This is a genomic window from Stenotrophomonas sp. (assembly GCF_032103445.1).
Classification (GTDB): Bacteria; Pseudomonadota; Gammaproteobacteria; order Xanthomonadales; family Xanthomonadaceae; genus Stenotrophomonas.
The window spans coordinates 1-13,766 of sequence record NZ_DAMDFR010000048.1 but is presented as its reverse complement, the minus strand read 5'-3'; the positions used below and the strand labels follow the sequence as shown (position 1 = coordinate 13,766).

General features: G+C 67.0%; 14 protein-coding genes. 1 reads left to right on the top strand and 13 read right to left on the bottom strand.

Annotation, left to right across the window (positions count from 1 at the left end):
- Nucleotides 1-113: 113 nt before the first annotated feature.
- The 12 genes from RT551_RS15465 to RT551_RS15410 form a co-directional block, all read right to left on the bottom strand.
- Nucleotides 114-1,706 (bottom strand): sulfite reductase flavoprotein subunit alpha, encoded by a 1,593-nt coding sequence (locus tag RT551_RS15465; protein WP_313460316.1) that lies wholly within the window; start codon nucleotides 1,704-1,706, stop codon nucleotides 114-116.
- The gene (locus tag RT551_RS15460; protein WP_313460315.1) at nucleotides 1,703-2,680 is read right to left on the bottom strand and encodes an FAD:protein FMN transferase; all 978 of its coding nucleotides are present in this window, start codon (nucleotides 2,678-2,680) and stop codon (nucleotides 1,703-1,705) included. The genes RT551_RS15465 and RT551_RS15460 overlap by 4 nt, the downstream gene beginning before the upstream one ends.
- A gap of 171 nt (nucleotides 2,681-2,851) precedes the next feature.
- Nucleotides 2,852-3,658, bottom strand: coding sequence for a DUF4198 domain-containing protein (locus RT551_RS15455; protein ID WP_313460314.1), 807 nt, complete (start codon nucleotides 3,656-3,658; stop codon nucleotides 2,852-2,854).
- Nucleotides 3,659-3,686: 28 nt separating this feature from the next.
- On the bottom strand, nucleotides 3,687-4,220 hold the full coding sequence (locus RT551_RS15450) for a DUF2271 domain-containing protein (RefSeq protein ID WP_313460312.1): 534 nt from the start codon (nucleotides 4,218-4,220) through the stop codon (nucleotides 3,687-3,689).
- A gap of 21 nt (nucleotides 4,221-4,241) precedes the next feature.
- Nucleotides 4,242-4,877, bottom strand: coding sequence for a PepSY-associated TM helix domain-containing protein (locus RT551_RS15445; protein WP_313460347.1), 636 nt, complete (start codon nucleotides 4,875-4,877; stop codon nucleotides 4,242-4,244).
- A gap of 247 nt (nucleotides 4,878-5,124) precedes the next feature.
- Nucleotides 5,125-7,557 (bottom strand): TonB-dependent receptor, encoded by a 2,433-nt coding sequence (locus tag RT551_RS15440; RefSeq protein ID WP_313460310.1) that lies wholly within the window; start codon nucleotides 7,555-7,557, stop codon nucleotides 5,125-5,127.
- Nucleotides 7,558-7,692: 135 nt separating this feature from the next.
- Entirely contained in the window at nucleotides 7,693-8,112 is a 420-nt protein-coding gene (locus RT551_RS15435; protein WP_313460308.1) for a hypothetical protein, read from the bottom strand.
- A 115-nt stretch (nucleotides 8,113-8,227) separates the two neighbouring features.
- On the bottom strand, nucleotides 8,228-8,914 hold the full coding sequence (locus tag RT551_RS15430) for a Fe2+-dependent dioxygenase (protein WP_313460306.1): 687 nt from the start codon (nucleotides 8,912-8,914) through the stop codon (nucleotides 8,228-8,230).
- Between the two features lie 11 nt (nucleotides 8,915-8,925).
- A complete protein-coding gene (locus RT551_RS15425; RefSeq protein WP_313460304.1) occupies nucleotides 8,926-11,244 on the bottom strand; it encodes a catecholate siderophore receptor Fiu in 2,319 nt (772 codons plus the stop codon).
- A 147-nt stretch (nucleotides 11,245-11,391) separates the two neighbouring features.
- The gene (locus RT551_RS15420; protein ID WP_313460302.1) at nucleotides 11,392-11,790 is read right to left on the bottom strand and encodes a hypothetical protein; all 399 of its coding nucleotides are present in this window, start codon (nucleotides 11,788-11,790) and stop codon (nucleotides 11,392-11,394) included.
- Between the two features lie 109 nt (nucleotides 11,791-11,899).
- Entirely contained in the window at nucleotides 11,900-12,232 is a 333-nt protein-coding gene (locus RT551_RS15415) for a non-heme iron oxygenase ferredoxin subunit (protein WP_311190454.1), read from the bottom strand.
- Complete coding sequence (locus RT551_RS15410; protein ID WP_313460299.1) at nucleotides 12,229-12,765, bottom strand: GNAT family N-acetyltransferase; 537 nt, start codon at nucleotides 12,763-12,765, stop codon at nucleotides 12,229-12,231. The genes RT551_RS15415 and RT551_RS15410 overlap by 4 nt, the downstream gene beginning before the upstream one ends.
- A 254-nt stretch (nucleotides 12,766-13,019) precedes the next feature.
- Between RT551_RS15410 and RT551_RS15405 the strand changes: the two genes are divergently transcribed.
- Nucleotides 13,020-13,427 carry a hypothetical protein gene (locus RT551_RS15405; RefSeq protein WP_313460297.1) on the top strand — a complete coding sequence of 136 codons (408 nt, stop codon included), beginning with the start codon at nucleotides 13,020-13,022 and terminating at the stop codon, nucleotides 13,425-13,427.
- A 7-nt stretch (nucleotides 13,428-13,434) separates the two neighbouring features.
- On the opposite strand, the gene RT551_RS15400 is transcribed toward RT551_RS15405, so the two are convergent.
- Nucleotides 13,435-13,766: TonB family protein (locus RT551_RS15400; RefSeq protein WP_313460295.1), on the bottom strand; the 332-nt coding region annotated here is incomplete at its 5' end.

Here is a 13,766-nt window from a genome sequence, read left to right as displayed (position 1 = left end):
CGGCATCGGATGCGATGAATGTGAAGCATCGGTAGGGTCGCACGACAGTCGACCGCCGATGACGGCGATCGGCCCATTAGGGCATGAACCCGAAACGAAGAAGGCTGTTCGCCCTAATACACATCCCGCCGATAACGCCCGGCCATGATCAACGCTTCCTTGCCCTCGCGCTCCAGCGCCTGCTCGATCACCGCGTCCACCGCCGGTGCCATGCCCTGCAGGCTGCCGCAGACGAGAATCGTCGCACCCTCACGGACCCACTGCCGCAGCGTATCCAACTGCGCAGCAAGACGATCCTGCACATAACGATGTGCACCACCGTCGCGACTGAACACCGCATCCAGCGGCGCGATGAATCCGTCGCTCTGCCAACGCAGCAGGTCGTCGCCGAAGTGGAAATCATGCGAGGCGGTGCGCTCGCCAAACAGCAACCAGTTGCGGCGGGCCCCGGCTTCCACCCGCGCCTGCAGGTGTGCGCGCAGGCCGGCGATGCCAGTGCCGTTGCCGATCAGAATCAACGGAGCATCGGTCGGCGGCGCATGGAAGTTGGGATTGGAGCGGAAGCGCAGGTCGATGCGTCCACCCAGTTCGGCGTAGTCGCACAGCCAGCCGCTGCCCAGCCCCGGCGTGCCATCCGGGCGCAGCAGGCGGCGCAGCAGCAGCGTGACCTGGCCTTCAGCGGCGGTGCTGGCGATGGAGTACTCGCGATGCGGCAGTGGCTTCAGCGAGGCCACCAGCGCCGCGTCATCCGCCGGGACCGACTCGGGCAGTTGCGGTAGATGTGAGCGGGCGAGGTGCGTGCGCAGTGGCTCGCCCTCGATCAGTCGCGCGCCGTCGCGCCCATGCGTGGTCAGCCACGCATCGACCTCGGCCGGTGCATGCTGCGGGCCGATCTCGACCACGTCACCGGCCTGCCAGGCAGGCAGCACGCCGTCTGCGGGCACCAGATCCACCCGCCACGTGGCAGCACCGGGGCTGCCGACATTGACCTGCCCGCGGTGCCGCAATGTCCACGGCTGGTACTGCGCCGGTGCCCAGTCTGGCAGTTCAGTGGGGTTGCCACCGAGTTGGCCCAGCAGCTGCTGCCAGTGGCGCAGCGCGGCCGGGTCGGCGTTGTCCACTTCAACGGTGTCGAACAGTGGATGTGCACCGTGCTTGCGCAGCCACGCATCCAAGTGGTGACCGAACCCGCAGAAGTGGCCGTAACTGCGATCGCCCAGCGCCAACACGCCGTAGTGCAGATCAGGCAGCTTCAACGACTGCGGCATCACCCTGCGCAGGAACGGCAGGGCATGATCCGGTGCGTCGCCCTCGCCGGTGGTGCTGGCAATGAACAACACGCGTGTACTGGATCGCAGCAGATCTGCGTCCACCTGGTGCAGGCCGCGCAGGCGCACCGGTAACCCGGCAGCACGCAGCGCTTCGGCACTGCGTTCGGCCAGCTGCTGGGCAAAACCGGTCTGGCTGGCCCACACCAGCAGCAGGGCATCGCTGCCGATGGTGGTGTCGTCGCGTGTGCGTCCGCGCCACCACAGCCAGCCGCAGAAGGCCGCATAGGCAAGCAGACTGCCGGCGGCCCAGCGCCAGTGCGAGGCCAATGGCGCTGCCTGCCACCACGGCTCGGCCAAGTGCAGTTGCAGTAGCAGCACGGCCAGAACGGCGAGCAGCACGCCAACGGCGATGTTGCCCAGTACGGCGCGGCTCATGCGGCCGCCTGTTGTGTGTCGAGCAGGCGCTGGAACGCCGGGCTCAGGTGTTCTTCAATCCCGTTTGCCGTGCGGGTGACAAAGCGTGCGGCCAGGTCATGTTCGCCCGCGAAGGCCAGACCCTGCTCAGGGCCCATCACGGTCAAGGCGGTAGCCCAGCCATCAGCATGCATCGCATCGGCGGCGACGACAGTGACGGCCGCGGCGGCACGGGTCACCGGTGAACCCGTACGCGGGTCCAGGGTGTGGCTGTACTGCACGCCATCGGCGGCGTAGTGATGCCAGCGGTCGCCGGAGGTGGCGACGGCCAGATCGTCCAGAGCGAGCACGCGGGGTGGATGGTCGGCGGCCGCATCGGCTTCGGGTTCTGATTCCACCAGCACCCGCCACGGTTGGCCGTCGGGCTTGGTGCCATAGCCGTGGAGCTCGCCCCCCACTTCCACCAGGGCCGCGCTGATGTCCTGCCTGCGCAGCCAGGCACTGACCGCGTCCACGGCGAAACCTTTGGCGATGGCGGACAGATCCAGTTCCAATCCGCCGGGTTGGGTGAGCTGGTTGCCCTGCAGCGAAAGTCGTTGCCAGCCACAACGTGCGCGGGTGGCGTCCAGTAAGGAGGCGTCAGGTATACGCCGCGCATGTGCGTGTGCGCCGAAGCCCCACAGGGCGACCAGCGGCCCGACCGTCGGATCAAACGCACCGCCGCTGCGTGCGGCGATGTCCAGGGCGGCACGCAGCACGTGGCCGAACGGTTCGGGCACCGATAACGCGGTGCGTGCGGGTGCGGCGTTGAAGCGGGAGATATCGCTGCCGGCTTCCCAGGTGCTCATCTGCGCCACCACCGTGTCCAGCTGCGCCTGGATGCCCGCATGCAGCGGGTGCAGGTCGCGGCTCGGCGCGGCCACCAGTGTGACCTGCCAGGTGGTGCCCATGGTGTGGCCACCAAGGCGCGCGATGTCGGGGGAAGCGGAGGTCATGTGGATGCAGGTGATGCTGGATGGTGCGGGGTGATTCGGGGCGAACCGGGATGATGCGGATGATGGGGAACGTAGAGCCGGGCTTGCCCGGCTGCACGTGATGTCGGCGGAAAGCAGCCGGGCAAGCCCGGCTCTACGGGGTTTCAGTAGCCGGGCCTTCCGTCCGCGCGATTACTGCGGAAGCACTTCGAGAGTTGCGACGTAATTCAACCGACGCGTCTTCGCCGGCTTCAGCGAAGTCTTCTTGTCCTCGCTGCTGGTTTCCAGCCAGTACATGCCCGCTTCCGGCCAGGTGACAGTGAACTCGCCCTTCTTGTCGGTGGTGACTTTGATCTCGTCCTGCGCGTTGCGGTAACGGGTACCGCCGCGGACGATCTCCACTGCCAGTTTGGCGCGCGGCTTGCCGTCGACCAGAACGCGGAACGTGGCCGCTTCACCGGCAGCCAGATCGTTCGGATGACCGACGGCCACCAGTTCGATGCCCTGCTTGGTCGGCTTCAGCGCGGTGTCGTTCGGAGTGCCGTTGGTGACGAAGGTTTCCACCCGGTTCACCGACTGTGCGACCTGCAGCTTCTTGGCCTTCTTCGGCACTTCGGTGGCGAAGGTGGCCGGGGTGCCGCGCCAGCGCTTCGTCTGACCGTTCTCTTCCCACGTCGCCGACAGGCCATTGTTGACCGAGGCCAGACGGTAGGTACCCTGCTGGGTCAGCTCGAGGTCGAACACGCTGCGGTACTTGCCGGTGGAGCCATTCTGCGGCTGCACGGTGGTGCCGTCGGGGGCGGTGATGACGATGCTCTCCAGGCGCAGCGGCACGTGGTTGAAGTAGAACAGGTCGTTGGAAATCGCCGCGTCGACGGTGATGGCCGGGCTGTTACCGGCGATCACGGTCTGCGAGGGCAGCAGCCACGCCTTGTGGGCCAAGGCGGAGAACGGAAGTGCGGCAGCCAGGGCGGCGGCTAGGACAAGCGAGCGCTTCATCAAAAACTCCATGTACGGATGAGGGATATCAGGGCTTGACCGACAGCGTCACCAGGCCCAGTTCGGTGCTGCCCTGCGCCTTGCCGGACTGCGGGGCAGTGGCCGGCCAGGTGAAGGGGATCTTGAGCAGTTCGCGGCCGCCGACTTCACGCACGGCTTCCACCACCAGAGTGTAGTTGCCCGGCGCAAGGCTCTGTAGTGACACGCCATGCGTGTCTGCTTTCCGCGACGAGAACGACAGCGCATGGTTGCCTGCCGGACGTGTCGGCCCGGTGACGCCATCAACCGGCACGGTCAGGGTGCGGCCGCTCTTGCGCCACCACTGGCGCAGGTCCGGCAGCCACTTGGTGCCATGGCCTTCGGCATTGCCGCTCTGCTGGTACCAGACCGACAGGTTGGCGGCGACCTTCTGGTCGGCCCCTTCCAGCCATACCGCCACATACGGGCGGTGGTATTCGGCCACGTTGAGCTTGGGCACCTCGACGTTGATGTCCAGGGTGGTGGCATAGGCCGGCGAGGTGGCCAGCAGGCCGCTCAGGGCGATGGTCAGGGTAACGCGCATGGTGCGGCTCCGTAGGGCAGGTCAGTGGATGAGGATCAGGGCGATCAGCAGCGGCACCATCAGGCCCACGCCGACCAGCGGCCAGGTCATGCGGCGCTGGCGGGCATGCAGGTGCAGCAGGAACAGGCCGGTGATGCAGAACACCAGGCAGGCCACGGCAAAGATGTCCAGGAACCAGCCCCAGGCCGGCCCGGCGTTGCGGCCCTTGTGCAGGTCATTGAAGTACGAAACCCAGCCGCGGGCGGTGGATTCGTATTCCACCGCACCGGTTTCGCGGTCGATGCTCAACCAGGCATCGCCGCCGGGGCGGGGCAGGGACAGATAGATTTCCTCCGGCGACCACTCGGCCGGCCGGCGGCCGATCGAGATACCCAGTTCCTGGTCGAGCCAGCGGGTGGCCGGGCGCGGGATCGGGGCATTGCCGTCTTCGCGTGTGCCGAGCTTGGCCAGCAGGTCGGCTGGCAGCTGCAGCTGCTGGTTGACCACCTGCGGGGTGGCCTCGATCTTCGCCGCGTGGTTCAGGGTAAGGCCGGTAGCGGCGAACAGGATCATGCCGATCAGGCACACCGCTGAGCTGATCCAGTGCCACTGGTGCAGGGTGCGCAGCCAGAAGCCGCGGGACTGTTGCTGCTGCACGCTGGAAGACGGGGTGGCCAAAAGGCGGGGCTCGGGATTCAAGACGCGAATTACACCATTGTTGAGAATGGTTCGCAATTGATGCGCGGGATCCCGGTAGCGCCGGCCGTTGGCCGGCCCGCATGAACCCATCACCGCCTGGGCCGGCCAACGGCCGGCGCTACCGTCGGTGCCCCGAAACTCCGTAGTGCCACGCCATGCGTGGCAACCACGCACCGCGCGGCACAACCGTCCGAAGACGGCCGGCCGCCGGACCCGGAGGCGATCCTCAGAACTTCGCGTTCAACGAAATCCAATAACTCCGACGCTGGTCCTTGGTCGCGTAATCGTCCACGCAGTTGAACTCGCTGTCGCTGATCAACACACACGACTGCGAGACGAAATCCTTGTCGAACAGGTTGTTCACCCGTGCATTCAAGGTCAGCCACTGGTTGATGTTCCAGCTGCCACCGAGATGGAAGATCGTGTAGTCCTCGTAGTAGCGCACCTGCGAAGTAGCCACCCCGCCCACATTGGTCACCAGCGTGTCGCGATACCGGTCATAGCGGCCTTCGCCGATCAGCGACAGGCTCACCGCGTCGTTGATCTGCCAGTTCAAACTGGCATTGGCCATGTGCTTGGCCGGGGTGGTGCTGCCGCCGACCGGCTTGCCCTTGTCCACGCCACTGGTCTGCTCTGACTTGGTATAGGTGTAGTTGCCGCGCAGCTGCAGGCTGTCCAGCAGGTCCACATGCGCCGCCGCTTCCACGCCGCGGGTTTCGGCCTTGTCGATGTTCACGCTCTGGCTGAAGGTGCTGTAGCCCAGCGCCGCCCAGCCCGGGCCCACGTCCACGCAGTAGCCGCTGCCGGCCGGGGCTACTTCGCAGTTCGGGAAGGTGCCGCCGCTGGCGATCTTGTCATCGAACTTGTTGAGGAAGCCGGTGACGTTGAAGCCCCAGCGCTCGCCCTCGTAGTACGACGCGATTTCGTAGTTGGTGCTGGTTTCCGGCTGCAGGTTGGGCGAGCCCACCAGCGGCAGCACGCCCTGGCCACCGAAGCCGGTCACGCCGGGGAACAGCTGGTCCGGACGCGGGGTCTTGTAGCCGGTGCTGACGCCACCCTTGAAGGTCCACGCGTCGCTGGCGTTCCACACCAGGTAGGCGCGCGGGCTGACATGGCTGCCGAAGATGTTGTGGTCGTCGTAGCGCACGCCGACGGTGGCGGTCAGCGCGTCGGTCAGCGCCCAGTTGTCCTCGGCGAACACCGACCACATGCGGTGCTGCTGCTTCACGTTGTCGCGGTAACCGGCACCGTCCATGCCGAACACACCGTCGATCATGTCGGTGTCGTTGTACTGGCCACCCACGGTCAGCTTGTGCGCGCCGAAGCTCATGTCGAGCATGGTGTCGAGCACGTAACCTTCCAGCTCCATGGTGCGCAGGGGGCGCGGCAGGAACGCGTTCAGACGCGCGGCTTCGTCAGCATTGAGCGCGGTCAGCGCGTTGGCCCGGCCGGCCGCACAGTAGTTGGCGGCACCGGTGCGACGGCAGACGTCGTTCCACAAGGTCTGCAGGTCGGCGCGTTCGTCCAGGGTCAGCGGCAGCGAACGGCCGAGATTGTTGCTGGTGGTGTGGGTCAGCGTGGTCTGCCAGGTGCCAAAGCCATAGCGACCGGTGTGGCTCAGCGCCAGCTGGTCACGCTCGTAGCGCTGGTAGGCGGTGTAACCCACGCGCGGCTGCACCACGCGGCGGGTGATGGTGCCGGTGCCGTTCGGGTTGGGGATGGTGGCATTGCCCACGCGCCACAGGCTGGCGGCGCTGTCCAGGGTGCCGGTCTGGCCTTCGCTGTTGTCGTACTTCTGCCGCGACACGTCGTAGTCCAGCGACAGATCGTGGTCGTCATTGATATGGAAGGCCAAACGCACGCCGGTGTTCCAGTTGGTGTTGGCCACCGCCTTGCCGCCGCCGCCGAAGCCGATGCTGCGCTCCCACAAGCTGCCGTCGGGCAGGGTCAGTGCGTCCCACTCCGGGTTGGAGGCTTTGGCGTCGTAGTAGCTGCCGCGCACGGCCAGGTCCAGGCGCTCCTTCACCAGTGGGCCGGTCAGGTACACGTCGGTGGTGCGCGCATCGCCGAACTGGTCGTCCTGCTGCACGGTGAAGCCCTGGGTGATCGAACCGTGCCAGCTGTCCTGGTTGCGGCGGGTGATGATGTTGATCACGCCGCCCATGGCGTCGGAGCCGTACAGGGTGGACATCGGGCCGCGCACCACTTCGATGCGTTCGATCGCATCCAGCGGCGGCAGGTAGGCGAACTGGCCGCCGCCGAAGTTGTTCGGGTACAGCTGGCCGACGTTGCTCTGGCGGCGACCGTCGATCAGCACCAGGGTGTATTCGGACGGCATGCCGCGCATCGAGATGGTGGCGCGGCCGTTCTTGTCGGTGGTTTCCATGCCGACGTCGATGCCTTCCACGTCGCGCAGCGCGTCGACCAGGCTGGTGTACGGACGCTTGCTCAGCTCTTCGCGGCTGACCACGCTGATGCTGGCCGGCGCGTCGGTGATCTTCTGTTCGAAGCCCGAGGCGGTGACCACCACCTGGTCCAGGGTCTTGGGATCACCGGCGGCATCACCGGCAGCGAAGACAGGAGCGCTCAGTGCGCTGAGCAGGGCGATGCTCAGCGAGCAGCGGGACAGGGACGTGCAACGACGATGGCGCTGGGCCATGGCAGATTTCCTTGCAAAGGGTGCAAACGCGGGAAGGCCGGGGCCGAAGGCCACAGCACGGAAACAGATCAGGAGTACGGGCGCGCGACCGCAGCGGTCGGGCCAGACCGGCGCGAACGCGCCGGGAGCGGGCAATCAGCCCTGGGGCGGTGCCTGGCCGCGCTGGACGCGCAGCCCGGGAGCGGCAGGCAACGGCGCAGCCGGTGCCGAATCGATGGCAGGCACAACGTGCGGCGGCAGATCGGCCAGGGTGGCGATCAACGCATCAAAGGATTCAACCGGAGCCGGTTGCGGATCGCGTTCGGCCTGGGCCGTTGCCCGGGTGCTGGCGGCGCGTCGCAGCTTGGCCGGGGATTCCTCGGCCAGTTCGCCGCCGCGGCGGTCTTCCGCCGGTTGCTGCAACGCGGTCGCGGCCGCATTGGGGGCGTGGCCCAGCAGGGGCAATCCGGCCACCAGCATCGACAACAGGGCCAGCCACGCCAGCACCGTCGCCAACGCCGGGCGCTGCCCGCGCATGGCGGGGGCAAAGCAGCGGTGGCGTTGTGGGTGGCGCACGCAGGAGTCCTTTCAGGATGCGGCGCGGATTGTAGTGAGATTGAAACGCAGATGCAAATAGGAATAATTTACATCGACACCCGGTAGGCGACGACCGTTGGTCGTCGCGCCCGGACTACGTCTCGCTCCAGCGTCGCAGCAGGTTGTGATACACCCCGGTCAGCTGCAATACCGCTGACGCATCCGCCCCGGTGACGCGCAGCGTTTCAATCGCGGTATCCATCTCCAGCAGCGCCCGCCGCTGGCTGTCGTCACGCACCATGCTCTGCACCCAGAAGAACGACGCCACCCGCGCACCGCGGGTGACCGCGCTGACCTTGTGCAGGCTGCTGGACGGATACAGCACCAGATCGCCAGCGGGCAGCTTCACTTCATGCTCGCCATAGGTGTCGCTGATGATCAGCTCACCGCCGTCGTAGCTTTCGGGGTCGGCCAGGAACAGCGTGCACGACACGTCCGAGCGCAGGTGGGTGAGCTCGCCATCCAGCTGCTGGCGTATCACCGCGCCATCAACATGAAAGCCATATTCGCCGCCACCTTGGTAGCGGTTGAAGCGCGGCGGCAGGATCCGCAGCGGCAACGCGGCGGCAAAGAACAGCGGATGCCGTTCCAGCGCCGCCAGCACGATGCGTCCCAGCTCGGCCTTGAGCGGGGACGCATCCGGCAACTGGTCGTTGCGTTTGACCTGCGCGCCCTGCACGCCGACCGTTTCGCGGCCGTCGGTCCAGTCGGCAGCGGCCAGGGCCTGCTGCAGATGGGCCAGTTCGTCGGGACGCAGAACGTTCGGAACGTGCAGGAGCATGGCAGGAGCCCTTAGAAGCGGTAATCCGCGCTGAGCAGGAAGCTGCGCGGCGCGCCCGGGGTGTAACGGTACCCGCTCTTGTTGATCGCGGCCACGTACTCCTTGTCGAACAGGTTGTAGCCGTTCAAACGCAGCGACAGGCGGTCATTGAACGCATATGAAATCACCGCGTCGTACACCGTGTACGACTTGGTGAACGCCGGCGTCCCCACCGCGCCATCGGTGCCACGGTGCATCTGCCCGGCATAGCGCACGCCACCGCCCACGGTCAGCCCGAACGGCAGCGCGTAGGTGGTCCAGCCGGTGAAGGTGTCGCCCGGGGTGTAGGTCAGGTTGCGGGTGCCGTCAGCGGCCACGTTCGCGCCTTCTTCCACTTCGGTGTCGAGGTGGCTGTAGCCGGCCGACACCGACCAGTTGTCGGTGATGCGGCCCACGGTGGACACTTCGATGCCCTGCACCGACTTCTTGCCGGTCTGGGTCGGGTTGCCGGCATCGTCCAGCACCTGGGTGTTGATCTCGTTGCTGACCTCGGTCTTGAACAGGGCCACATTGAAGGCCAGCGCGTCATCCAGGAACGCCCACTTGGTGCCCACTTCGAAGGTCTTGGCCTTCTGCGGGTCCAGGCGCGGGTTGTCGGCGCTGCTGGCCGAGCTGCTCAGGGCGAAGTTGCTGCCGCCCGGGGGCTGCTGCGAGATGGCGTAGTTCGCGTACAGGCTGACCACGCTGCCCACCTTGTACACCGCGCCCAGCTTCCAGTTGAACAGCGTGTCCGAATGTTCCAGCGACGGGTTGGGGATGACCGTGCCGGCCGGGTTGCTGCCACAGGCCGGGCCGCGACCGCCGCAGACCGAGGCGCTTTCGTACTCGGTCTTGTAGTGGTCCGCGCGCAGGCCGGCGGTGACCAGGAAGCTGTCACCGAACGCCAGGGTATCGAACAGATACACCGAAGAGGTGGTGGTCTTGCCGTAGCTGTTCGCGCCGTTGTGCGCCCAGGTCAGGCCGGTGGCGTTCCAGTCCGGGTTGTACAGGTTGGCGGCCGACCAGGTGGTGCCGCCGGTGGCGGCCTGGCCAAAGCTCTCCAGCTCCTCGCGGGTGAACTCCAGGCCGGTGCTCAGGGTGTGACGCACCGCGCCGGTGGCGAAGTCGGCGCGCAGGTTGAGCTGATCGGTGAGGATGGTGTTTTCCTGGTCCTTGAAGGTCGGCAGGCTGCGCGCGATCGTGTAGGTGTCCAGGTTGTTGCGGTCGGTGTACCGGATGTTGCCGGTCGGTGCGCCGTTGGCCCCGCGGGTGCCGGTGCCCATGAAGGCGGTCAGCAGGTAGTCCTGCACGGTACGACCCCAGCGCGCGGTGTTGGTCAGACGCACGTTGTCGTTGAAGTCATGCTCGAAGCGGAACGTGGCCATCTTCGCGGTGACATCGTCGTGGTCGGCGCGGGTGCCGTAGAAGTTTTCCGGATCCACCGGGTGCCCGGCCAGCTGTTCCAGCGTCGGCTGAGGGGTCCAGCCGGGCAGGCCCAGGGTCGGCACGCCGCCGTCGGGAATGTTGTCCTGGTCGACGTACAGCAGGTTCAGGAAGTAGCGGGTGTTCGTGCCCAGGCCGAAGCCCAGCGACGGCGCGATGCCCCAGCGCTTGTTGTTGACGTGGTCGCGGCCGGGCTGGTCGTTGTCCTGCCACATGGCGTTCAGGCGCAGCGCACTGGTTGCCCCCAGGGTCTGGTTCCAGTCGGCGGTGGTGCGGGCCTGGTCGTCGGTACCGACCGAGACGGTGCCGGCCAGCGAATCGTGCAGGTTGGCCTGCTTGCTGACCATGTTGATCGCACCGGTCGGCGCGGACCGACCGTTGTCGGTGCCGGCCGGGCCCTTGCTCACTTCCACCTGCTCGGTGTTGAACACATCGCGTGAGATCGAGCCGAGGTCGCGCACGCCGTCCACGAAGATGCTGCTGGAGGTGTCGAAGCCGCGCATGAAGATGCTGTCGCCGGTGTTGGTGTTGCCGTTCTCACCGACGTAGAAGGTGCCCACGCCCGGGCTGTTGCGCAGCGCTTCGGTGAGGGTGGTGGCACCCTGCTGGTTGAACAGGTCGCTGGTGATCACCTGCACGGTCTGCGGGGTGTCCTGCAGGCTCTGGGTGAATTTGGGCGAGGACAGCTTCTCGGCCTTGTAGCCGCGCACCGCGTGCACGTCGATCTGGTCGAGGGTCTTGGCCGGGTCGTTGGCGTCGGCCTGGGCAGCCAGGGGCAGGGTGGCCAGGCTCAGGCCGGCGACCAGGCTGGCGGTGGCCAGGCCGGTGGCGCTGCGGGAGGGGGAAGCGTGCTTGCGGCTCTTGATCATGAGGTGATGGTCTGGAAAGGGAGACGGATGCCAGGACGCGCGCACAGGCGGGGGAGCCATGCGCGTGGGGCGTGGGACAGCGGTAACGGAAACAGGGAAAGCGCCGGGCGTGGCCCGGGACCGCGCGGTCAGGCGCGGCGCGACAGATCAGGCCGCGCGGGGCGGAGCCTGGGACAGGTGCGAACGCTGTAATCGCGTCGCGAAGGTGAGGCTGTTGCCATGCGGGGTCTGCGGCATCCCGCGTGAATCCGCCAGTGCCCATGCAAGCGCGTGGGACGCCAGCGCGGTGTTGCCATCACGTCCCGTGTCGGGCTCGGCTTCGCCGCGTTGACTGCCGTGCGTGCCGCTTTCGATGGCCACCGGAGCCGGCGTGCCGTTCTGCGCCGGTGCCGGGGCCTGCGTCAGTGCCGACAGAGGACCCATTGCCCCCGCCAGGCGCGCACTGCTGCCGCCGCCGAGCGCCACCAGCAGGCACAGGGCCACTACCGCGCTGGAGACCAGTGCGATCAGGCGTGCAGGCAGGGCGGTGTCACGGGCGGATGCCATCGGACAGGCGGACGCGGGCGGAAGGAATCGCCAAGATAACACAAACGATAATGATTCGCATCCGTTACCGCGCGTGACACAACGTCACACCCGGTTACCCCGGTGGGGCTCAATCGCGGTCGTCGCGGGTCCAGACCCCGTCGTGCTCGCGCTTCACCGGAAACTTGGGCACCGGGGTGTAGGCCGGCGCACACAGCGCCCGACCGTCACGCACGTCGAAGCGCGCGCTGTGCAACACGCATTCGATGCTGCCTTCCTCGGTATTGAAGGTGCCCGAGGACAGCTCGAACTCTTCATGCGTGCACTGGTCCTCGAGCGCATACAGCTCGCCGTCGAGGTTGAACACCACGATCGGCGTTCCGGTGACTTCGTCAAACGTGCTCTTCATCTCGCCCGGCAGCAGCTCGGCGGTGGCGCAGACGAAGGTCCAGGTCTCGCTCATGGCTGTGCCACCAGCGGCTTTTCCAGCACTTCAAAGCGCAGGTCGTCGCGCTTGGGAATGCCGAAGCGCTCGTCGCCATACGGGAACGGCTTCTTGATCCCGGTGCGGGCATAGCCGCGGCGCTCGTAGAAGGCGATCAGCTCGTCGCGGATGTCGATGACGGTCATCTGCATCACCGGCACGCCCCATTCGCGGGCGGCGTGCGCTTCGGCCGCGTCCATCACCTGCTTGCCGATGCCGCCGCCCTGCTGGGCCGGATCGACCGAGAACATGCCGAAATAGCCCTTGCCGCCTTCATCGGCCACATGGGCGCAGGCGACCAGTGCGCCGTTGCGTTCGGCCAGCAGCACGGTGCTGCGCGGGCGTTCGATGTCGGCCTGCAGGCCGTGGGCGTCAATCCGCGCACCGTCCAGCATGTCGGCTTCGGTGGTCCAGCCGGCACGGCTGGCGTCACCGCGGTAGGCCGAGGTGACCAGGGTGATCAGGGCGGGGATGTCGGCCAGGGTGGCGGCGCGGAAGGTCAGGGTGCTCATGCCCCGCATTTTAGAGCAATGCGCGCCCCGCGCTGGAAGCGTCACAACGCAGGGGCCGCAGCGAGAGGAGGTCGCCGCCGTGGGATGGCGCGGATGGGCCGGAAATCGGAGCTGCATTCCAAATGGTGGGGGCAATTGGGGCTGTTCTCGCGCGCCGCGCGCCGCGAACCCAAACGGCGATGAAATGTGCGACCGAGGCGCACCGCCCCGTCGTCCTACGATGTGTGCGTTTGTTTCCAGCGTGGACAAGGGCGATGAAAAGGATGATGTGGGGCGGGCTGTGCGTGTTGCTGGTCGCCTGTACCGGCGGCAGTGAAACCGGCCCGCTGGAGTCGCGGCAGCAGATTGCGGCCGAGCAGGCGGCACGTGCTGGCGACCTCAAAGCGATCAAGCGCCTGATCGCACATTACGACGCATTGCCGAACGAGCAGGCGGCCGCTGAACGCTGGCGTGAGCGGGCGCGCAACCTGGGTGATGCCCAGGAACTGTATTTCCAGGCCGCGCGGCGCTTTGTGGCGGCCGAGGTGGAGGTGAATGACGAGGCGCGCTATCGCCTGCTGCTGGAAGCACACCACGCCGCACAGCGCGCGCAGGCCAGCCACCCGGAGCGGTCCACCGAACTGCTTGAGCAACAGATTGCCCGGGCGCTGGAGGCGCAGTAGCGCCGGCTCAACGCATGAAGAATTCAACCGGGAACGACAGCTCCACCGGCGCACTGCGGTCTGCCGGCACCGGCGGCAGTGGTTCGGCACGGCGGAAGGTATCCAGTGCAGCCTGGTCGAGCAATGCATGGCCGGTGCCGTTCTCCAGCGCCAGCGCGAGCAGTTTGCCTTCGCGCGACAGGCTGACCCGCACATACGCCACGCCTTCCTGGCGGCGCGCGCGCGCCGGCACCGGGTAACGTCGGAAGCGCTCCAGCCGTGCCATCACCCGACCTTCCCAGCTGTCGCGGCCGGGCGTCGCTTCGCTCGGTCCGGGCGGCAACGGCGGGCTGGGCGGGG